Raw genomic sequence first — 23599 nt, forward strand, 5'->3', positions numbered from 1 at the left:
ATTGTACCACACAATTATCACAATTTATTAAACCCAAAACCTATGAAAATCTTAGCCATTGATGACCAACAATTAATTCTTATGTCTTTAGAAAAAAGACTTATTGAATTAGGATATGACGTAAAAACTGCTGATACTGGACAAAAAGGAATTGATATTTTTAAGCAATTTTTACCAGATTTAGTCATAGTAGACATTAACATGCCTGGGTTATCTGGTTTGGATGTAGTAAAACATATCCGAATTGAAGAAAAATCTAAAACTCCTATTATGGTTATGTCTGGTAATACAGATGAAAAAATTATCGTAGATGGTTTTGATTTAGGGATAGATGATTACATGAAAAAACCTGTTAGCTTGAGTGAAGTTTCTGCTAGAGTCAAAAGAATGATTGGTACTCCTGTTGGAGAACAATCAATCACTCAAAAAAGCGAAGGACAAATGCTTCAGCAATATTGCGTTGGCGTTGTAATACCTTGTTATAATGAAGAAGAACGACTTTCGGGGCAAGAATTTAAAAACTTTGTTCATAGCAATCTTGGCTATCATTTATGTTTTGTAAATGATGGTAGTACTGATAGAACATTAGAAGTTTTGGAAGAACTTAGAAAAGGAAACGAAAATAAAATAAGTATATACGATTGTGCCAAAAATGGAGGAAAAGCTGAGGCGGTTCGTCAGGGTGTATTGCATTTGGCAAACGATCCACAATTAGATTACATAGGGTATTTAGATGCGGATTTATCCACAGATTTTAGAGATTTTGATGATCTGGTTAAAACAATGGAAAATTCCAATTTCAAAATTGTAAGTGGTTCTAGAATGAGTAGAATGGGCGCAAATATTACTAAAGAATCCGCTCGAAAAATAATTAGTAAAACAATTAATTTAATTATAAGATCTATTCTAAAAATGCCATTTAACGATACGCAATGCGGTGCCAAAATAATGGATAAAGAAATAGCTCAACTTGTTTTTAATAAAAAGTTTATAACCCGTTGGCTTTTTGATGTTGAAATATTCATGCGTATGCGCAAACATTACGGAAAAGATAAGGTTCAAGAGTTAATTTGTGAGCAACCATTAAAAAGATGGATACATGCAGATGGTTCTAAACTTTCAATGAAAGATTCTATTAAAATTGTGGGGCAATTAGCAAAAATTGCTGTGCATTATAAATAAGAAATAGTTTGTAAAAATATAACCTCCTAGTTTAAAAGTTAGGAGGTTTTTTATTGATACACATTTTTGGTAACTGACAAATGTCATATTTGGATAAACAAGTGCATTGTAGCTTTGTAGGTATAATTTATAATATTCCAATCCATGATAGATTTGAGCGAAAATGAATGCATAAATGTGCTATTAGATGATTATATAGGTAATTTAGGATATATGGCAAATGATATACCCTATGTTATTCCTATTACGTATTTCTACGATCAAGAAAGTAAATGCATCATAAGCTATTCTGCTGAAGGACATAAAATACAGGAAATGCGAAAGCATAAAAATGTGGCTTTTAATGTACAAGAGATCACTTCAATAACAAACTGGAAATCGGTTTTAGCACATGGCACATTTGAAGAAATGGATAGAATAGATGCCAAACAATTACTTCATAAATTTAGTGATGGTGTAAAAAGCTTAATATTAAAAAAGGAGCACAAGTCAACGGAGTTTATAAATGAATTCTCCAATAAATTATATTCTAGAGGAATACCAATTGTGTTTCGTATTCACATCGATGAAATTACAGGAAAAAGAAAAGAAGCCTAAAAAATCCCTAAACAAGTTCTCAAATACTATTAATTATTGTACTTGTTACCCCATAAAGAAACTCTTAACTTTGAGAGCACATAAGTTTTCCATTAATGAGTAAAGCCATATATATTGCCACTACTGAACCTAATAGTGGTAAATCAATAGTTTCATTAGGTTTAATGCAACTATTATTAGGTAAAACAGCAAAAGTTGGATATTTCCGTCCAATAATAGACGATTTTGAGAATGGTAAAATCGACAACCATATTCAAACCATTTTATCGCATTTTGACGTAGATTTAAAACCTATTGATGCTTATGCGTATACAAGAAATCAAGTAGTACAGTTAAAAAATCAAGATAAGGATGATGAAATAATAAGTCATATCATCCATAAATTTAAAGCCATAGAAGATCGTTTTGATTTTGTTTTGGTAGAAGGAACAGATTTTTCTGGAGAAGGTGCTATTATAGAATGGGATATTAATGCCCTAATTGCAAAAAACTTGGGTATTCCTGCTGTTTTAATTACCAGTGGTATTGGAAAAACTTTAGATGAATTGGTGGGCAATTTATATATGGCATTCGATTCTTTCAAAGAAAAGGGTGTTGAGGTATTATTAACTGTTGCCAATAAAGTACAACCTGAGAATTTAGAAAGCGTTGTAGACGGGTTAAAAAACAAATTACCAAAAAAAGTATTAATAGGAGCTATTCCAATCAATCCGGTTTTAGGAAATCCAACAGTAAAAGAAATAGCTGATCAACTTGAAGGCAAAGTATTGTTTGGTGAAGATTTTTTAAACAACCAAGCTAATGGTTTTAGTGTTGGAGCTATGCAATTAAGAAATTATCTTACACATTTAAAAAAAGATGGTCTGGTAATTACGCCAGGAGATCGTGCAGACATTATTTTAGGGGCATTACAAGCCAACATTTCTACTAACTATCCTAATTTATCAGGTATTGTACTTACAGGTGGACTAATTCCAGAAGATTCTATTATTCAATTAATAGAAGGTCTTTCTGATGTTATTCCAATCATTTCAGTAAAAGAAGGCACCTTTGCGGTTACCAATAAGATTGGTGCTATTAAACCTAAAATCTATGCTGACAATACAGAAAAAATAGTTACATCAATTCAAGCCTTTGAAAAATATGTGCCTGTAAATGAACTTGCTGAACGTTTAATAACTTTCAAGGCAGAAGGTATTACTCCAAGAATGTTTCAATACAATCTATTAAAAAGAGCAAAATCAGCTAAAAAGCATATCGTATTACCTGAAGGTACAGATGAGCGTATTTTAATTGCCGCTAAAAAACTTTTAGATGTTGATGCTGTTACCTTAACTCTTTTAGGTGAAATAGATCAGATAAAGGCTAAAATGCTAGAGTTAGATATTGAGTTTAATACTGAAAATATAAATATAATAAATCCAAAAACATCTTCGTATTTCTTGGACTACGCCACTACGCTTTTTGAATTACGCAAACATAAGAATGTAAATTTAGCGATGGCTAAAGATCTTATGGAAGACGTTTCTTATTTTGGCACTATGATGGTTTATAAAGGCCATGCCGATGGTATGGTTTCAGGCGCAGTACATACCACACAGCATACTATTTTACCTGCCTTACAGTTTATCAAAACAAAACCAGATGTTTCTATAGTTTCATCGGTGTTTTTCATGTGCCTTCCAAATAGAGTTACGGTTTTTGGTGATTGTGCTATAAACCCAAACCCAACAGCAGAACAACTATCTGAAATTGCTATTTCTTCGGCAGCCACAAGTACAGCTTTTGGTATTGAACCTAAAATAGCTATGTTATCTTATTCATCGGGTGCATCAGGTGTTGGTGAAGATGTAGATCGCGTAAGAAAAGCAACCGAATTAATAAAAATTAAAAGACCCGATTTAAAGGTTGAAGGCCCTATTCAATATGATGCAGCTGTTGATAGTAAAGTAGGGCAAAGCAAATTACCTAACTCCGAAGTAGCCGGAAAAGCAAGTGTTTTTATATTTCCAGATTTAAACACTGGTAATAACACGTATAAGGCAGTTCAAAGAGAAACTGGAGCTTTAGCAATTGGACCAATGCTACAAGGGTTAAATAAACCTGTTAATGATTTAAGTAGAGGATGTACAGTTGAAGATATTTTTAACACCGTCATCATAACAGCAATACAAGCCGAAGGCTTATAAATTTCCATCCATTGAAAATATTAATTATAAATTCAGGAAGTTCCTCAATAAAATATCAACTAATAAACATGCCATCTGAAAAAGTGGTGTGCGAAGGACTTGTTGAGCGTATTGGTACAGATAAAGCTGTAATAAAATTTAAAACAGCCATAAACTCCTTAGAAGAAATCCTTGACATTGAAAATCATAAAATTGGACTTCAAAAAATAGCCGATTTACTTCTTGATCCTGTAAAAGGAGTTATCAAAAATGCAAATGAAATTGCCATAGTTGGTCATCGTGTGGTTCATGGAGGCAAACCATTTATCAAAACCACATTAATAGATGCTACCGTTAAGGAAAAGATAAGACAGCTATTTTCACTGGCACCTTTACATAATCCGCCTAATCTTGAAGGTATTATTCTGGCTGAAGAAATTTTCAAGAATGCTAAACAAGTGGCTGTTTTTGATACTGCTTTTCATCATTCTATACCTGAAAAAGCAAAAAAATATGCTATTCCAAATGAGTTTTATAATAAACATAACATTCAACAATATGGATTTCATGGTACTAGCCACAAGTATGTTTCCGAAAAAGCTATTGAATATTTACAATTGAATCATTCTAAAATCATATCTATACACTTAGGTAATGGTTGTAGTGTTACAGCTGTAAAAGATGGTATGAGTATGGATCACAGTATGGGCTTTACACCTTCTAATGGTTTAATTATGGGAACTCGAAGTGGTGATATTGACCATGCGCTTATATTTTATCTAGTGCAAAAATTTAATTATTCGCTCGAAGAAGTAAACAACCTACTTACAAAGCAAAGTGGCATGTTTGGACTAACAGGTTTCAGTGATCTTAGAGATATACAAGCACAAGCTGAAAAAGGCAACAAAGAGTGTATTTTGGCTTTAGAAATGAATGCCTATAGAATTAAAAAATATATTGGTGCCTACAGTGCAGCACTCAATGGTTTAGATGCTATTGTTTTTACTGCAGGTATAGGAGAAAATTCTGCCGTTTTAAGAAAAATGGTTTGTGCAGATATGGATTACTTAGGAATTGTTTTAGATGCCAAGAAAAATGAAACTAGAAGTTCTACTATTAACGAAATAAATAGTATCGCCTCAAAAGTAAAAGTTTTAGTAATACCTACTAATGAAGAATTAGAGATCGCCAAGCAAGCTTTTGGTTTGGATTAGAATAGTAATACCAATTTTTAAAATATTGCTTATTAGTAAAATTAACGACTGAAAAGTAAGAAAGATTTGATAGATTAATAAACTTACGATAATCACTCCTAATAAAAAATTCAACTATTTGCTTGATTGCATTTAGTTTGGTCTAAGTGGCAGTCCCGAGAATTAGGAGGAACCTACAACTTAGTATTCTTAAAATAAAAAAATCCAACCACTTGCATGATTGGATTTAGTTTGGTCGGGGTGGCAGGATTCGAACCTGCGACCTCCGCGTCCCAAACGCGGCGCGATAACCGGGCTACGCTACACCCCGAAAGTTGCTTTAAAGGCAACAATCAAATTTTAATTTCAAAAAAAGCGGAGAGACAGGGACTCGAACCCTGGCGACAGTTACCCGTCGACAGATTAGCAATCTGCTCCGTTACCACTCCGGCACCTCTCCAGTAATTTCAAATAATGTGCATTAAAAATGCGGTTGCAAATGTACTTTTTAACCAACGATATCACAACTATTTTTTGATTTTTTTTAAACTAAAAAACTATCACTCTGGGTACTCGACTCTTAGGTGATAAATATTCGTCAATTTTTGCTTTAAAATCTTCTTAATCGACTCAATTTCCTTTAAAGTTATGTTCGCATTTAAAAATTGATTGGCATTCATTTGAGAACCAATTATCTTATCTACAAATTCATCAATAATTAAAAAAGTTGGATTTTTTAAACTCTTAGACGCTGCCTCAATAGAATCCGCCATCATTAAAATTGCCGTTTCTCTTGAAAATGGTATCGGCCCAGAATACCTAAAGTCCTGTTCGTTTACAACACCTTCTAATTGTTGCTGCTTCTTATAAAAATAATAGACAAGAGTTGTTCCGTGATGACATCTAATAAAATCAATTATTCGGTCTGGAATATTATTTTTACGCGCTATCTCAATACCATCTATAACATGAGCTAAAATTATTTTAGCACTATCCAATGGTGTTAGCTCATCATGAGGATTAACTGTCGTTATCTGATTCTCAGTAAAAAAAGTTGGATTATTCATTTTGCCGATATCGTGGTAAAGTGCCCCTACACGAACCAGCATAGCGTTAGCTCCTATTTCATTAGCAGCTGCTTCTGCCAAATTGGCAACTTGCAAAGAATGATGAAAAGTTCCTGGCGCTTTATTAGATAATTCCTTTAACAACTTGGAATTGGTATCCGACAATTCTAATAAGGAAACATCTGATACTAATCCAAAAGTTTTTTCATAAATGTAAATTAATGGCAGAACAAAAAGCATAAACATGCCATTTAAAAGAAACAATCCAAAAACGAACCATTGAATATTCTCTAAATTACCTTCGTGTATTATGTGAAAAGCAAAGTAACTTACTAAATATATAAGAGTTATCTGCCCTACTGAAATAAACAAATTTACTCTCTTGTATAACTCAGACACTGTTAATATGGTTACGATACCAGCAATTATCTGAAGAAATATATATTCAAAGCTATTGGGTACAACAAAGCCTAAAATTAATATGGTTAAAACATGGACAAACAATCCTAGTCTAGCATCGAAAAACGTCTTTAATATTAAAGGAAGTATACAAAGTGGTACCACAAAAACAAAGGCTTCATCATATTTTACAACCAATGTGGTTATAAAAACCATCAATAAAATATTGAAAAATATAAAAGTTACTTTGGTGTTATTTTCGTAAATATCTTCTCGATATTTTTTTAAGAATAAAAGAAGCATCATAAGTACTAATGCTACTAAAATGGAATAACCAAATAATATAAAGTAGTAATTATTAGCCGCCCAAAGTTCAGACTCAAACTCACTTTTAATAGAATTTAAAATCTTATAATTTTCTGATTCTACTACTTCCCCTTTTGCAATTATTAATTTACCATGGTCAACAGTTCCTCTAGTATAGGATAGTTTAGAGTATTCATCTTCAAGCACTTTTTTAGACCAATCGGCATCAAAAAAGACATTTGGTTTTACAACATCAAAAAACAATCGTTGATATTGTTTTTTATATTCCTCTAAGTTTTTTTGATTTAACACCTTATTAATCAATCCATTAATATCTGCCTTAGTATGTAACTGATTTGTATTAACCTTTAATTCTATATTATTCTTAATAAGGTTTACAACATTTGAAGATAATTTAACAGATTCATCATCTATAACTCCATTTAAATACAATTCATCTAATAGCTCCTTACCGACTTTTAATAAATAGGCTTTTTGACTATTATCTGAAAAAAGTACATCAATTTCATTTTCAAAATCTGAGTATACTTCGTTGGCTACACTCTGGTTATAGGTGTAGTAGAGAATTTGATGATCTTTTATTTCTTGTTTTTCTTTCTGGATTTCTTCAGGAGTCTTCTTAATAGAAAAATCAAAAGGGGCGTAATAATTTTCATACTGCCATGGCTTTCCCTTTTGAAATTCGTATTTAAACTTTCCTCCTTTTGGAAAAAAGAAAACAATCAGTACCGTAGAAATTACATAAATAAAATATTTATATAATACAGATTGATTTTTATAAAGATTATCCAAAAATGTACTCATAAGATTGGCAAACTTAAATCAAAAATAGAAAATATAAGCGTAACAAATGATTTTACAAACAATGATCATCATCTAATCTGTAAAAACAGCAAAATATATTTTTGAAAAAATTACGTTACCGCACTTTTAATTTGTTTTTTTAGACAGTTGGCGGTTCATTGCACTTTAATTTATTAATTTCGCAGAACTCAAAAGATTTAAGGAAAAATGAAAAAAGTAGTTATTGTATCAGCAGTTAGAACGCCAATAGGTAGTTTTATGGGCAGCTTATCAAGTGTTACCGCCCCACAATTAGGAGCTATCGCAATTAAAGGAGCTTTAAATAAAATTAATTTAAATGCTAATTTAGTTGATGAAGTAATTATGGGTAATGTTGTACAAGCTGGCACAGGACAAGCACCAGCCAGACAAGCTGCTATTTTTGCCGGATTACCAAATACCGTCCCTTGTACTACAGTAAATAAAGTGTGTGCATCTGGAATGAAAGCAGTTATGCAAGCCGCTCAAGCTATTGCTATTGGTGACGCATCTATTATTGTTGCCGGAGGTATGGAAAATATGAGCTTAATCCCTCATTATGTACATTTAAGAAATGGACAAAAATTTGGTCCAACTACTTTAATAGACGGAATGCAAAAAGATGGTTTAGTTGATGCTTATGACAATAATGCCATGGGCGTTTGTGCCGATGCATGTGCTACTAAATATAATTTTACTAGAGAAGATCAAGACAATTTTGCTATACAGTCTTACAATCGTTCTGCGCAAGCATGGAAAGAAGGTAAGTTCTCGAATGAAGTTGTACCAGTTGAGGTTCCACAGCGTAGGGGTGATGCCATTATTATTTCCGAGGATGAAGAGTTTAAAAATGTTAAACTAGATAAAATTCCATCATTACGAGCAGCATTCACAAAAGATGGTACCGTAACAGCTGCCAATGCTTCTACTATAAATGACGGTGCCGCAGCATTAATTTTAATGAGTGAAGAAAAAGCAAAAGAATTAAATATTAAACCTTTAGCAACTATTGTTAGCTATGCTGATGCTGCCCATGAACCAGAATGGTTTACAACAGCTCCTGCTAAAGCTTTACCTAAGGCTTTGGCTAAGGCCAATTTAACTATCGACGAAGTTGATTTTTTTGAGTTTAATGAAGCCTTCTCTGTTGTTGGCCTTGCGAATATGAAAATTTTGGGGCTTACAGATGAAAATGTAAATGTTAATGGTGGCGCTGTATCATTAGGTCATCCACTAGGATGCTCAGGAGCAAGAATATTAGTTACGCTTATTAATGTTTTAGAACAACAAAAAGGGAAAATAGGAGCAGCTGCCATCTGTAACGGAGGAGGCGGTGCTTCAGCATTAATTATACAAAGAAATTAATAACTGTAAAGCGTTCATATGCAATACGGCATTTGCCCTCTTAGTGTTGTACCAGTTAGATCGGTAGCTGATGACTGTAGCGAATTAATTACACAATTACTATACGGGGATCACTTTAAAATAATCGACACACGCAAATTCTACAGTAAAGTTAGAATTGCTTATGATAATTGTGAAGGCTGGATAAATAACCAGCAATTGCATTTAATAACTGAGGAAGAATACAATAGAATAAATGAAGTTAAACCGCATAAATTCTCGAGCGATTTAGTTTCATTCATTACTACATCTGATGAAATATTGGTTCCATTAGTAATAGGCTCAACTATTGAAAACGCTCAGCTACTGCAGCATAAGTACGAAGGTCATTATATTGAACAAATAATTGATAAAAATGAAATTATCAATATTGCACTGCTATATTTAAATGCTCCTTTTTTATCTGGTGGAAAAACTCCATTTGGTATCGATTGCTCTGGCTTAACTCAAATGATTTATAAAATTAATGGCTACCATTTACTTAGAACCGCTGCCCAACAAGCTACTCAAGGTGAGCCATTAAGTTTTATAGAGGAAAGCGAACCTGGTGATTTGGCATTTTTTGATAATAATGATGGCATTATTGATCATGTAGGTATAATCATGCAAAACAACTATGTGATACACTCAAGTGGTAAAGTAAGAATAGATCGTATTGATCATACAGGTATATTTAATGCAGAATTAAAATCTTACACTCATAAACTAAGAGTTATAAAAAAAATCATTTAAAAAAAAGAAAGCCTTTGCAAATTGCAAAGGCTTTCTTTTTTAGTAGTTGAAATTAGATTATTCTCCAATCAATTTCTTTAATCTCATGAAATTTTCATTATCTCCTAAAGCACCATAGATATTTTTTAATTGCTCTAAAATACCTTGATTATCTGGATTTAATTTTAAGGCTTGCTCTAATATATCAGCACCTTTTTTAAAGAAATCATCTTTCTGTTTTTTAAGTTGATCATATTTAGCAATATCCGCTCTAGAATTACCTAATGAATTCATTGCATCAATCAATCCATTACCTTCATTTACATAAGTTGTAGAAAGGTTTAATTGCGCATTTACATAACCAGGATTAATTTCAATTGCACGGTTATAAGCATTTCTTGCATCTTCAATATTACCTTGCTCCATACTTACTACTCCAATATTGTAAAATAAATCTGCATTGTCAGGCTGTAAAGCTGTTGCCTCCGCCATTAAAGACTTAAATTTATCTTTATCACCTAATTTGAAATAAAGATTAGCTTCATTCAAAATTAAGTTAACGTCTTTAGGGTCATTTGCTCTAGCATCTTTATATGCTTCTAATGCTTTATCATCTTGACCTAATTGTGTGTATATTAAAGCAATATTTTTAACAATTTCAGTACTCTTTGATGGAGATTTTTCTTCTTTAGGATCTTTATAAGTTTTAGATTTAACCATAAGATCTCTTTGTGTTTTATTCATTTCTTCAGTCTCACCAGTTGCCACGTTAACAGCTGTGTATTTAACCTCAGAACCATCATAACCTAAGTCTTTAAGTTCATTGTAATATCCTAAAGCTTGTTCGTACTCGCCACCATTAACTGCACTACTTGCAGCATAATACAAGTAAACTGTATCTGAAGGACTTAATTTGTACCCAAGATATAATTTATTAGCAGCCTCTTTGTACTTATTGTTATTATTATCTTCAACAGCAGCATTAACAAGATCTGCAGTCATACCTGATAATTTTTGTTTTGACTCTGCAGTGTATTTTGCCTTACCAGAAGCACTTTCAAGTGAAATAACTTTATTGTAAGCTTCTATTGCAGTGTTAAAAGCACTTGCGTCACCTTTTTTTGCCAACATTGCGTAAGTCTCTCCTTTTAAAAAGTAAAACTGTCCTTGAGTTTTTTCATCTGCACTTCCGATTAATGCAGAAGCACTTTCAATAGCTGCTTTAGCTTCTGCAGCACTACCAGATTTTATAGCTTTCTCAGCACTCTTTAATTCATTCTTCTGCGAGAATGCAACCATTGTGCAAGACATAGCTGCAAGTATAAATAATTTAGTTTTCATCTTTAATTTCAATTTAATTTTAGTGTTTATTATTCTGTTTCGGTTTCATTAGTATCAATAGCCGTGCCATTTTCTGGATTCACATCTAAATCATTAACATCGGTTTCATCAACAGCATCTTCGTCTTTCATTACTTTTGCTACTGCTGCGATGGAATCATTGCCTTTTATATTAATTAGTCGTACACCTTGAGTAGCTCTACCCATTACGCGTAAATCTTCTACACTCATACGTATTGCAATACCAGATTTATTAATAATCATTAAATCATCAGTATCTGATACATTCTTTATAGCAACTAATCCACCAGTTTTTTCGGTGATGGAAATTGTTTTTACACCTTTTCCTCCTCTATTAGTTACGCGATAATCATCTATACTAGATCTTTTACCATAACCATTTTCAGAAACTACTAGTATTTCTTCTTCAAAATTATGTACAGACACCATTCCGATAACTTCATCGTTTTCATTAGCTAAAGTTACCCCGCGAACTCCAGAGGCATTTCTACCCATAGGTCTGGTTTTACTTTCTTCAAAACGAATAGCTTTACCAGATTTTAAACCTAAGAATATTTGGCTTGTTCCAGTAGTTAATTTTGCTTCTAGTAATTCATCATCTTCTCTAATACCAATAGCATTAATACCATTTTGTCGTGGACGAGAATACTGCTCTAATGAAGTTTTCTTAACAATACCTTTTTTAGTTGCCATAATCACATAGTGACTATTAACATATTCTTCATCTTTTAAGTCTTGCGTACAGATAAAGGCTTTTACTTTATCGTCACTTTCTATGCTTATTAGGTTCTGAATTGCTCTACCTTTTGAAGATTTACTGCCTTCCGGTATTTCATAAACACGCATCCAGAAACACTTACCTTTTTGTGTGAAGAATAACATATATTGGTGGTTAGTACCCACAAATAAATGTTCTAAGAAATCTTCGTTTCTGGTAGAAGAAGCTTTTTGGCCAACTCCTCCTCTATTTTGAGTTTTATATTCTGATAATGGTGTTCTTTTAATATAACCAGCATGAGAAATTGTAATTACAACTTGTTCATCTGGAATCATATCTTCCATGCTTAAATCACCACCAGCAAAGTTTATTTCAGACCTACGTTCATCACCGTATTTAGCTTTTACTTCAGCTAATTCTTCTTTGATGATTTCCATTCTACGCTCTTTACGCGCAAGAATATCTTTTAAATCTTCAATAGTCTTTAAAATTTCTTCGTATTCTGAACGTAATTTATCTTGTTCCAGACCTGTCAACTGACGCAGACGCATTTCTACAATTGCCTTAGCCTGAATTTCTGACAGTTTAAAGCGCTCCATTAAGTTTTCGCGTGCTTCATCAGCATTCGATGATGCTCTAATAATAGCAATTACTTCGTCAATATTATCAGAAGCAATAATTAGTCCTTCTAATATATGAGCTCTATCTTCTGCCTTTTTAAGCTCAAACTGGGTTCTACGAACTACTACCTCATGTCTATGTTCAACGAAATAATGAATCATTTCCTTTACATTCAACATTTGCGGTCTTCCGTTAACCAGTGCAATATTATTTACACTAAAAGATGATTGTAATGCAGTATATTTATAAAGTGTATTCAATACTATATGAGGTATAGCATCTCTTTTTATAATATACACAATTCGCATTCCGTTTCTATCAGATTCATCTCTAATAGTAGAAATACCTTCAATTTTCTTTTCATTGATAAGATCGGCAGTCTTTTTAATCATATCTGCCTTATTCACCTGATATGGTATTTCAGTAACAATAATGCTTTCTCTACCTTGAACTTCTTCAAATGACGCTTTAGCACGCATGACAATTCTTCCGCGACCTGTATGAAAAGCTTCTTTTACACCATCATAACCATAAATTATACCTCCTGTTGGAAAATCAGGTGCTTTAATATGGGTTATAAGTTCATCAATCTCAATATCATTATTTTCTATATACGCTATAGTACCATCAACAACTTCCGATAAATTATGAGGAGGCATATTGGTTGCCATACCTACCGCAATACCAGAAGCACCATTAACTAAAAGGTTTGGAATTCTTGTTGGTAATACTTTTGGCTCTTGCAGAGAATCGTCAAAGTTTAATTGATGATCTACTGTATCCTTATCTATATCTGCCAACATATCATCCGCAATTTTACGCATACGTGCTTCTGTATAACGCATTGCTGCAGGACTATCACCGTCAATAGAACCAAAGTTACCTTGACCGTCAACTAGCATATATCTTAAACTCCATTCTTGTGCCATACGCACCATGGAATCGTAAACTGATGTATCGCCGTGAGGGTGGTACTTACCTAAAACCTCACCCACAATACGTGCAGATTTTTTATGAGCACTCGTAGATCGAACACCCAATTCGTACATTCCGAACAAAACTCTTCTATGTACTGGTTTTAAACCATCCCTAACATCTGGTAACGCACGTGACACAATGACCGACATTGAATAATCAATGTATGCGGATTTCATTTCATCCTCAATGTTGATAGGAATTAATTTTTCTCCTTCTGCCATATTAAATTCTTATATTATTTACTAGGTTAAAAAACATGCCAATATACAGAAAATCGAAGCTTTCAAAACAATTCTCCAGTAGTTTATTTAAGAATTTATCAACATTAAACAATATTAGATTTTTAATAAAATGAATTGCTTTTTGTTACTTTTGTATGTTTTTTTCCGTCAATTAGATATAATTTATCGAATATAGGTATGGTATTTGTTCTAGTTTCAGATAGATTTACTATTTTTAATGTTGAAAGGAAAATATATGGATGATAATTTTTCACCTAGAGTAAAAGATGTAATTGCTTATAGTAAAGAAGAAGCCTTACGACTTGGTCATGATTTTATAGGAACTGAGCATTTAATGCTTGGCCTATTACGTGATGGAAGTGGCAAAGCAATTAGTATTCTTGACGCTTTAGATGTAGACTTAAATCACCTTAGAAGAAAGGTCGAAATTTTAAGTCCAGCAAACCCAAGCGCTACACCAATGCAAAAAGATAAAAAGAATTTGCATTTAACTAGACAGGCTGAGCGCGCACTAAAAACAACTTTTTTAGAAGCTAAACTTTTTCAAAGTTCTTCTATTAATACTGCACATTTATTGTTGTGTATACTAAGAAATGAAAATGACCCAACTACCAAATTATTACACAAATTAAAGGTAGACTATGATGGGGTTAAAGAGCAATTTAAGTCAATGATTACAAGTGATGATGATTATGTAGACTCCCCAACATCTGAATCTTTCCCTAATGATGCTGATGATGCAGCCGAAGGTAAAGAAGGAAGTTTTGGAGGAGCATCGAACCAAAAAGGAAGTAAAAAATCTAAAACTCCGGTTCTAGACAATTTTGGTCGTGATCTTACACAAATGGCAGAGGAAAATAAATTAGATCCTGTTGTTGGTAGAGAAAAAGAAATTGAACGTGTATCGCAAATATTAAGTAGAAGAAAGAAAAACAATCCTTTACTTATAGGAGAACCAGGTGTTGGTAAAAGTGCCATTGCTGAAGGTTTAGCGCTACGTATAATTAATAAAAAGGTATCCCGTATTCTTTACAACAAACGTGTAGTTACCTTAGACTTAGCTTCATTAGTAGCAGGTACAAAATACAGAGGGCAATTCGAAGAACGAATGAAAGCCGTTATGAATGAACTTGAAAAGAATGATGATATAATTCTTTTTATTGATGAAATACACACCATTGTTGGTGCCGGCGGAGCAACAGGGAGCTTAGATGCTTCTAACATGTTTAAACCTGCACTAGCGAGAGGAGAAATACAATGTATTGGAGCTACAACGCTAGACGAGTATAGACAATATATTGAAAAAGATGGTGCTCTAGAACGTAGATTCCAGAAGGTAATTGTTGAGCCTACAACGGTAGATGAAACTATTGAAATTCTGAAAAATATTAAAGGTAAATACGAAGACCATCATAATGTAATCTATACAGAAGAATCACTTATTGCTTGTGTTAAGTTAACCAATAGATACATGACGGATCGTTTTCTTCCGGATAAAGCTATTGATGCATTAGATGAAGCTGGGTCTAGAGTTCATATTGTTAATATGGATGTTCCAAAACAAATTCTAGAATTAGAAAAGCAACTAGAAGATGTTCGTGAGCTTAAAAATAGTGTTGTTAAAAAACAACGTTATGAAGAAGCCGCAAAACTTCGTGATGACGAAAAAAAATTAGAAAAAGATCTTGCCATTGCTCAAGAAAAATGGGAAGAGGAAAGCAAATTACATCGAGAAATTGTAACTGAAGACAATGTTGCCGACGTTGTTTCTATGATGAGCGGTATTCCTGTAAATAGAATTGCGCAAACAGAAATTACAAAACTATCTGAATTACCTAACCTTATTAAAGGTAATGTAATAGGTCAAGATGAAGCAGTTGCTAAAGTTGCAAAAGCAATACAACGAAATAGAGCAGGATTAAAAGATCCTAACAAACCTATTGGTTCATTCATATTTCTTGGTCAAACTGGGGTTGGTAAAACACAATTAGCAAAAGTATTAGCAAAAGAATTGTTCGATTCTGAAGATGCGCTTATTCGTATTGACATGAGTGAGTACATGGAAAAATTTGCTATATCTCGTTTGGTTGGTGCACCTCCAGGTTATGTTGGTTATGAAGAAGGTGGGCAATTAACAGAAAAAGTTCGTCGCAAGCCATACGCAGTTGTTTTATTAGATGAAGTAGAAAAAGCGCATCCAGATGTATTTAACATGATGTTGCAAGTGCTTGATGACGGGTTCTTAACCGATAGCTTAGGTCGTAAAATTGATTTTAGAAATACGATCATAATAATGACTTCCAATATTGGTGCACGCCAGTTGAAGGATTTTGGTCAAGGCGTTGGTTTTGGTACAAACGCCATGAAATCGCAGACAGATAGTCACCAAAAAAGCGTAATTGAAAATGCACTTAAAAAGGCCTTTGCACCAGAATTTTTGAATAGAATTGATGATGTAGTAGTCTTTAACCCATTAGAGAAAGAAGATATTCATAAGATTATTGATATTGAATTGCGTAAACTATTAGCTCGTATTAAAGATATCGGATATGAATTACAGCTTTCTGAAAAAGCTAAAGATTACATCGCTGAAAAAGGATTTGATAAGCAATATGGAGCACGACCTTTAAAAAGAGCTATTCAAAAATACATAGAAGATGTACTAGCCGAGGAAATTGTAAATTCAAAATTACAAGAAGGTGATACAATTTTTATGGACTTGGATGAAAACAAGGAAGAACTTACCATTAAAATTGAAAAATCTAAGAAAGAATCAAAAGCTTAAAACGCTATTGAAAGACAATAAAAGGAGAGCAAATTGCTCTCCTTTTTTTATACAAAAATATCAGAATTAAAATTTCTGACTTCCAAACTTAAAAATTCAGAAAAAATTAAAATAATAATTACGAATTATTAATTCAATTCTATTTTCAAAATAAGTCGCAACTCAATTCATTGTAACCTTTTACTTTCAATTTTATAAAAAAACTATATACTTTAGTTACTTGTACGATATTTAGGTTCTTTATCTAGTATTTTTTAACATTTTTCAGCTTAGTTATATTTTCGTTACCGAGACACACTATATAATTTACGAAGAATGAGAATTGAACAATCGAAAAACAAAATCGTCGTTCGAGAATACCATTTAGAAACTGGTATTGTACAAGTATACGATGATTACATGGTTGCCATTTTCGAGGAGGGAGCAACATTATCTTTAGAAAGGGCGTATCAAATTATAGGAATAGCAGAAATACATTTTAGGGAAAAAAACTTTGGATATATAAGCCTTAGAAAAAATTCTTATGCTATAGACCCCACCGTCTATAGTTATATTAGAGAAATTGAAAATTTAAAAGCTTTTGCAGTTGTTTCTATAAAGGAAATTGACATGCATAATTTTAAAATTGAAAAGCTTTTTTATAAAAATCCAATGAAATTTTTTATTGAATATGAAAATGCCTTAGCATGGGTAAAACGCCGTGTTCGCAATAAATAATTTAAAAAAACCTTCCGCATTTAACGGAAGGTTTTTTTTTATTCTTCAATTGGTTCTTCTTGTTCAGGTACTGGATTTGGAGCTTTAAATAAATCTATAAAAGCATCGCCAATGGCATCACTAATTGTACTAGCAATTAATGCTTGATACCCATAATTTTCTACGGCTATATCTCCTGCCTTTCCATGCAAATAAACTCCAAAGACTGCAGCAGTTTCAGTAGAATAGCCTTGTGCAATTAACCCTGTAATAATCCCTGTTAACACATCTCCGCTCCCGGCAGTTGCCATTCCTGGATTACCCGTTGTGTTTATATATCCTTTATTGTTATACAGCGTAATGGTATGAGCGCCTTTTAGCACCAAAACACAATCGTACTTTTTGGAAAAAGCTTTGGCTTTTTTTAGTTTATCAAAATCATCTTTCCAAGAGCCTATTAAACGTTCTAACTCCTTTGGATGTGGTGTTAAAATGGTTTGTGCGGGCAACAATTTTAAAAAAGATTTATTTTCGGACAAAATATTGATCCCATCAGCATCGATTACCAGTGGTAATGTATTTTTTTTCAAAAATTCTTCGAAAGCTTTTTGTGTATTTTTTACAGTACTCAAACCTATCCCTATTCCAATTACATTTGGCGAAATTTCAAAATTAATAGTACTTATATTCTTTTCATCTTCATCAGTAATAATCATTACTTCTGGCAATGCAGTTTGCATAGGTATATAGCCACATTTTGGTAAATATGCCGTAACCAAACCACTACCTGTTAATAAGCACGCTTTGGAGGCCAATTGTACTGAGCCAATTTTACCATAGCTTCCTCCTACAATTAGTGCATGTCCATAAGTACCTTTATGTGAAAATTTTTCTCTAGGTATGTATAAGGGTAAAACTTCATGTTTACCAATCAAGTCATAATCTACTGCAGTATTCATTAAGTATTCAGGATCAATACCTATATCAAGAATCTCCCATTGATTACTGTAAATACCTGTTTCAGGAAGGAAAAAAACCAATTTTGGTGTTTGAAAACTTAACACATAACTTGCTCTCACTACTCCTTCTTTTATTTCTACTGCCCTATCGGTAAACAGGCCAGAAGGTATATCCACACCAAGCACAAATGCGTTGGAAGCATTTATATTCTGTATTAACTTTACCACCCATGCATCTGGATTTCTATTCAGACCTATTCCGAAAATTGCGTCAATTACAATGTCTTCATTACTGATTTCTGGAAATTCAGAATCACTATTTATAAAATTTGGCCAGATCTTACGATCTTTTAACCTGTTCAGGTTCAGCAAAAAATCATCCGAACGCTTATCACTGTAATTTACAATGTGCACGTGAATATGGTAACCGTGCTCCTGTAGGTGCCTGGCAACCGCTACTCCATCGCCTCCATTATTACCAATGCCACAAAATAAATGAATTTTTACTGGGGCACCTTGCAAGCGTAAATGCAACCAATTAAAAATTTGAATAGCAACTCGTTCCATGAGCTCATCGCTAGAAATCTGTTGTTTCTTTATTGTAAATTTATCAGCTTCGTAGATTTGTTTGGCGTTAAAAATCTTCATTTAATAAAATTATTTCATATAATTTGACGATTCCATAAAAATTTCAGAAATCATTTGATAAAGAAATCAAAAATACTACATTTGAGCATATCTTTAAAAGATATAAAGACCTAATAATGGATTGTAAAATTAACTTTTCTACATTTTTTATTGCTTGTGATACTACTATCACTAACAGCACCACTACCCCTTTGGGGTAATCTGCTACATACTCGTCCATTTTCGCATATACATGCATTTTTATTTTTAGTCAACATAATTATTTCACATAATGAAAGTTTTAAAATTTGGAGGCACCTCTGTTGCAAACGCAAATAATATAGCCCTCGTAAAAAATATCGTATCAAAATCTCAAGCCGATAAAAATATAGTTGTAGTTTCTGCTCTTGGTGGAGTTACAGATTTATTACTAAATACAGCAAAACTAGCCTCTGCGCAGAATACGGCGTATAAATCTACTCTTAAAGAAATTGAGGAAAGACACTTAAACACCATCAAGGAACTGATACCGGTTTTGCAACAAAGCAAGGTGTTAAGCAAAGTAAAAAGTGAACTTAACACATTAGAAACACTTCTAGAAGGCGCCTATTTAATTGGAGAAATTACTCCTAAACTATCAGATAAAATTGTAAGTTTTGGCGAACTTTTATCTTCCTATATTATTAGTGAATATTTTATTTCAGAAAAACTTAATTGCACTTACAAAGACAGTCGAGAACTCATAAAAACAAACGGAAATTTCGGCAAAGCCACCGTTGATTTTAAGGTTACTAATGAAAATTGCAAAAACTATTTTTCATCTGTAGAACAAGATATTATTGTTATGGCGGGCTTTATAGCTTCCTCATTAAATGGAGATTCTACTACACTTGGTAGAGGAGGTTCGGATTATACTGCTGCCATTGTAGCCAGTGCAATTAATGCAGAATTATTGGAGATTTGGACAGATGTTAGTGGTATGTATACTGCAAACCCTAGAATAGTAAAACAAGCCATGGCGATTCCGCATATATCGTATGAAGAAGCTATGGAATTATCGCACTTTGGCGCTAAAGTACTTTACCCTCCTACAATTCAACCTGTTTTATCTAAAGGAATATCTATTGTCATCAAAAATACTTTTGATGCTGACAATGAAGGAACATTAATAACAAAAAACAAAAATGAACTTGGCAAAACCGTTAGAGGAATTAGTCATGTAGAAAACATTGCATTACTTTCTTTAGAAGGATCAGGTATGGTTGGTATTCCTGGAATATCTAAACGTTTTTTTGAAGTATTATCGCAATCTAATATTAGTGTTGTATTAATTACACAAGCATCATCAGAACATTCCATATGCGTTGGTATTGCTGATAATGATTCTGATAAAGCAGTACAAATTGTAAATGAAGCCTTTGAATACGAAATTTCCCTAGGCAAAATAAAACCTGTAATTGCTGAACGTGATTTAGCCATTATTGCCCTTGTTGGTGATAACATGAAAAGTCACCAAGGATTAAGTGGTAAAATGTTTAGCACTTTAGGAAAAAACAATGTTAATATTAGAGCCATTGCACAGGGAGCATCAGAACGCAATATTTCCGCAGTGATTGTTAAAGACGATGTAAAAAAAGCATTAAACACCCTACACGAAGAATTTTTTGAAGACAACACCAAACAATTAAACTTATTTGTAATGGGCGTTGGAAATGTAGGGACAAAATTTTTGAATCAGATTAAACAACAACGTAAATTTTTAAAGGATAATTTAAAATTAAATGTTCGTGTAATCGGAATTTCTAACTCAAGAACTATGGTTTTTGAAGAAGACGGGATTTCACTGAAAAATTGGGAAGAGAAACTAAAAGAAGGTGAGAAAGCCGATAAGCAAAAGTTCTTTGAAAAAATTCAAAAACTAAATTACAGAAATAGCATTTTTGTAGATAATACAGCTAGTGCAGAAGTTTCCGAGACTTATGCCTCTTATTTAAAAAACAGCATATCTGTAGTTACTTGTAATAAAATTGCTTGTTCATCAGAATTTGACAATTATAAAAATCTTAAAGATTTAGCGCGTAAATACAATGCTCCCTTCTTATTTGAAACAAATGTTGGAGCAGGATTACCTATTATAGATACCTTAAAAAATTTAATTGCGTCGGGTGATAAAATTTTAAAAATTCAAGCAGTACTTTCCGGTAGTTTAAACTTTGTTTTTAATAACTTTAATGATCAGTCTACTTTTCATGATATAGTGAAACAGGCTCAAGAACAAGGGTATACCGAACCAGATCCGAAGATAGATCTTAGCGGTATTGATGTTATGCGTAAAATATTAATCTTGGCCCGTGAGAGTGGAAATAAAATTGATATTGAAGAGATTGCCAATAAACCCTTCTTACCACAAGAAAGTTTGGACACAAAAAACAATGAAGACTTTTTCACATCTTTGATTAAACACGAAGATAGCTTTCAGAAAATGTATAAGGAGGCAAGCGATACGGAAAGCAAATTAAAATATGTTGCTCAATTAGAAAATGGAAAAGCAAGTGTTGGATTACAGCATATTCCAAAAGGGCATGATTTTTATAATCTTGAAGGTAGTGATAATATTGTTTTATTTTATACGGAACGTTATCCAAATCAGCCAATGATTATTAAAGGCGCAGGTGCTGGAGCAGAAGTAACTGCGTCGGGTATTTTTGCCGATATTATTAGGATAGGAAATTTTTAAGTAGGAGTTATGCAAGCAAGTGAAATTAGAGTTTTTTGTCCGGCTACTATAGCAAATGTTTCTTGCGGATTTGATGTTTTAGGTCTTGCCTTAGATTCTGTTGGTGATGAAATGGTGGTTAGAAAAACCCAAGAAAAAGGAATTAAAATAATAAAACTTACAGGTCAAGATTTACCAACCGAAACCTTACAAAATGTTGCAGGAGTTGCTGGCTTGGCTTTATTAGCGGCTTTTGATTATAACGGCGGCTTTGAAATAGAAATTTATAAAAAAATAAAAGCAGGTAGTGGAATTGGCAGCAGCGCAGCTAGTTCCACTGGCGCTGTTTGGGCAATGAACCAACTTATTGGAAAGCCTTTTACTCCGCTTGAATTAGTAAAATTTGCTATGGAAGGGGAACGTTTAGCTAGTGGTGTAGCACATGCTGACAATGTGGCTCCTGCCCTTTTTGGCGGTTTTACATTGGTACGTAGCTACCAGCCATTAGATATAGTTAAAATAAATACGCCAAAAGAGCTTTTTGCTACAGTGATTCACCCACAAATCGAAGTTAAGACCTCAGACTCTCGACGTATTTTAAAAACAACAATTTCTTTAGAAGACGGTATAAAACAATGGGGTAATGTAGGCGGACTTATTGCTGGTTTATTTACTGAAGATTATGATCTTATTGGTAGGTCTTTAGAAGATCATATTGTAGAACCTATACGCTCTATACTTATTCCAGGATTTGATTCTGTAAAACAAAAAGCAATCGAAGCTGGAGCTCTTGGTAGTGGTATCTCAGGATCTGGACCTTCTATCTTTGCTTTGAGCAAAGGGGAAGTAGCAGCAAAAAAAGTTGCCAATGCCATGTCTGAAGTGTATGATAAAATTGGAATTGATTATGATATTCATGTATCTAAAGTAAATGCCGAGGGAATAAAGATTTTATAGATTATTAAACCTAATTAAATCAATTTAAATTGAGGATAGATCAGTTAACATTTTCTAGATTTATAGCTGCTATCGCCGTAGTAATTTATCATTACGGTCTAGAAATCTATCCTTTTAACGCTAGTATACTACAACCACTATTTAAGCAAGGTAATATTGCCGTTAGCTATTTCTTTTTATTATCTGGTTTTATAATGATTATTGCCTATCATCAGTATAATAAGGTTGATTTCTTGGCTTATATAAAAAATAGATTTGCCAGAATTTATCCTGTATACGTATTGGCACTCGTAATTTTGTTTTTTTTTAAGACCTATTATCACAGACCTAGTGAACTAGGAGATTTGTTCTTGAATATTAATATGATACAAAGCTGGTTACCAGGTAAAGCACTTTCTTATAATTATCCTGCCTGGTCCATAGCTGTGGAGTTTTTCTTTTATGCCTTGTTTCCTGTAATATTCAATAGGTATTACTCAAAAATTAGTCTTAAAAAACTAGCTATTCCAATTCTCTCTATATTTATTGTAAGTCAGATTATATTTCATTTAGGTATTTTTTCCACGTATTATCAAGGTTACCCATCGGTTAGTCATGAACTTTTATTCTATTTTCCTCCTATGCACTTGAGCGAATTCTTAATTGGGAATCTAGCAGGCTTGTATTTTGTAAAAAATAGCACTAGGGCATCTATAAATTTCGATATGTGGATATTACTTTTAGGCATACTATTAATAGTAATACTCTACACCAATACTTATTTTAATTTTCATAATGGTTTATTAGCCTTAGTTTTCATTCCTATTATTCTGTGTATTTCCGCCAATAAGGGACACTTAACAAATTTGTCTAAATACAAACCATTCATTTTTTTAGGTGAAATAAGTTATGGCGTTTATATTTTACAAAATCCAATATTCGCTTGGACCAGAGCAATTTTAAAAGATTGCAATATTACAAGTGAGACCACTAAATTCTATACTTCACTAGTACTACTAATATTAGTAGCTGGTTTAAGCTATCAATTTATAGAAGCACCACTACGTAAAGCAATTAAAAAATTATAATT

General features: G+C 32.9%; 15 protein-coding genes and 2 tRNA genes. 11 read left to right on the top strand and 6 right to left on the bottom strand.

Going from position 1 to position 23599, the window contains the following annotated elements; translation table 11 throughout:
• Positions 1-42: 42 nt before the first annotated feature.
• The 4 genes from B8963_RS08820 (at position 43) to B8963_RS08835 (ending at position 5161) form a co-directional block, all read left to right on the top strand.
• Positions 43-1182: a response regulator gene (locus B8963_RS08820; protein WP_084061144.1), complete on the top strand. Its 1140-nt coding sequence runs from the start codon at positions 43-45 to the stop codon at positions 1180-1182.
• A gap of 144 nt (positions 1183-1326) precedes the next feature.
• Positions 1327-1779 carry a pyridoxamine 5'-phosphate oxidase family protein gene (locus tag B8963_RS08825; RefSeq protein WP_084061145.1) on the top strand — a complete coding sequence of 151 codons (453 nt, stop codon included), beginning with the start codon at positions 1327-1329 and terminating at the stop codon, positions 1777-1779.
• 95 nt (positions 1780-1874) lie between these two features.
• On the top strand, positions 1875-3968 hold the full coding sequence (pta, locus tag B8963_RS08830) for a phosphate acetyltransferase (RefSeq protein WP_084061146.1): 2094 nt from the start codon (positions 1875-1877) through the stop codon (positions 3966-3968).
• Between the two features lie 11 nt (positions 3969-3979).
• Positions 3980-5161 carry an acetate/propionate family kinase gene (locus B8963_RS08835; protein WP_084061147.1) on the top strand — a complete coding sequence of 394 codons (1182 nt, stop codon included), beginning with the start codon at positions 3980-3982 and terminating at the stop codon, positions 5159-5161.
• Between the two features lie 232 nt (positions 5162-5393).
• Here the strand turns inward: B8963_RS08835 and B8963_RS08840 are convergent.
• The 3 genes from B8963_RS08840 to B8963_RS08850 form a co-directional block, all read right to left on the bottom strand.
• Positions 5394-5471 (bottom strand) — tRNA-Pro (locus B8963_RS08840).
• A 45-nt stretch (positions 5472-5516) separates the two neighbouring features.
• Positions 5517-5600, bottom strand: a tRNA-Ser gene (locus B8963_RS08845).
• Positions 5601-5700: 100 nt separating this feature from the next.
• Positions 5701-7737, bottom strand: a complete 2037-nt coding sequence (locus B8963_RS08850) for an HD family phosphohydrolase (RefSeq protein ID WP_084061148.1) — start codon at positions 7735-7737, stop codon at positions 5701-5703.
• Positions 7738-7944: 207 nt separating this feature from the next.
• On the opposite strand from B8963_RS08850, the gene B8963_RS08855 reads away from it, so the two are divergent.
• Both B8963_RS08855 and B8963_RS08860 read left to right on the top strand, forming a co-directional pair.
• On the top strand, positions 7945-9120 hold the full coding sequence (locus B8963_RS08855; protein ID WP_084061149.1) for an acetyl-CoA C-acyltransferase: 1176 nt from the start codon (positions 7945-7947) through the stop codon (positions 9118-9120).
• An 18-nt stretch (positions 9121-9138) separates the two neighbouring features.
• Positions 9139-9891, top strand: a complete 753-nt coding sequence (locus tag B8963_RS08860; RefSeq protein ID WP_084061150.1) for a C40 family peptidase — start codon at positions 9139-9141, stop codon at positions 9889-9891.
• Positions 9892-9948: 57 nt separating this feature from the next.
• Here the strand turns inward: B8963_RS08860 and B8963_RS08865 are convergent, their stop codons facing one another.
• Both B8963_RS08865 and gyrA read right to left on the bottom strand, forming a co-directional pair.
• Positions 9949-11211, bottom strand: coding sequence for a tetratricopeptide repeat protein (locus B8963_RS08865; RefSeq protein WP_084061151.1), 1263 nt, complete (start codon positions 11209-11211; stop codon positions 9949-9951).
• A 29-nt stretch (positions 11212-11240) separates the two neighbouring features.
• Positions 11241-13769 carry a DNA gyrase subunit A gene (gene gyrA / locus B8963_RS08870; RefSeq protein WP_084061152.1) on the bottom strand — a complete coding sequence of 843 codons (2529 nt, stop codon included), beginning with the start codon at positions 13767-13769 and terminating at the stop codon, positions 11241-11243.
• 256 nt (positions 13770-14025) lie between these two features.
• Between gyrA and B8963_RS08875 the strand changes: the two genes are divergently transcribed.
• A complete protein-coding gene (locus B8963_RS08875; RefSeq protein ID WP_084061304.1) occupies positions 14026-16575 on the top strand; it encodes an ATP-dependent Clp protease ATP-binding subunit in 2550 nt (849 codons plus the stop codon).
• A 315-nt stretch (positions 16576-16890) separates the two neighbouring features.
• Positions 16891-17292, top strand: a complete 402-nt coding sequence (locus B8963_RS08880) for an STAS/SEC14 domain-containing protein (RefSeq protein WP_084061153.1) — start codon at positions 16891-16893, stop codon at positions 17290-17292.
• A 38-nt stretch (positions 17293-17330) separates the two neighbouring features.
• Here B8963_RS08880 and B8963_RS08885 read toward each other — a convergent pair whose 3' ends face one another.
• On the bottom strand, positions 17331-18878 hold the full coding sequence (locus tag B8963_RS08885) for an NAD(P)H-hydrate dehydratase (RefSeq protein WP_084061154.1): 1548 nt from the start codon (positions 18876-18878) through the stop codon (positions 17331-17333).
• Positions 18879-19149: 271 nt separating this feature from the next.
• Between B8963_RS08885 and thrA the strand changes: the two genes are divergently transcribed.
• Genes thrA through B8963_RS08900 form a run of 3 tightly spaced genes read left to right on the top strand, consistent with a single transcriptional unit; the run spans position 19150 to position 23597 of the window.
• Positions 19150-21594 carry a bifunctional aspartate kinase/homoserine dehydrogenase I gene (gene thrA, locus B8963_RS08890; RefSeq protein WP_084061155.1) on the top strand — a complete coding sequence of 815 codons (2445 nt, stop codon included), beginning with the start codon at positions 19150-19152 and terminating at the stop codon, positions 21592-21594.
• Between the two features lie 9 nt (positions 21595-21603).
• A complete protein-coding gene (locus B8963_RS08895) occupies positions 21604-22530 on the top strand; it encodes a homoserine kinase (RefSeq protein ID WP_084061156.1) in 927 nt (308 codons plus the stop codon).
• A 29-nt stretch (positions 22531-22559) separates the two neighbouring features.
• Positions 22560-23597 (top strand): acyltransferase family protein, encoded by a 1038-nt coding sequence (locus B8963_RS08900; protein WP_084061157.1) that lies wholly within the window; start codon positions 22560-22562, stop codon positions 23595-23597.
• Positions 23598-23599: the final 2 nt, after the last annotated feature.

It is taken from the genome of Cellulophaga tyrosinoxydans, from assembly GCF_900176415.1.
Classification (GTDB): domain Bacteria; phylum Bacteroidota; class Bacteroidia; order Flavobacteriales; family Flavobacteriaceae; genus Cellulophaga; species Cellulophaga tyrosinoxydans.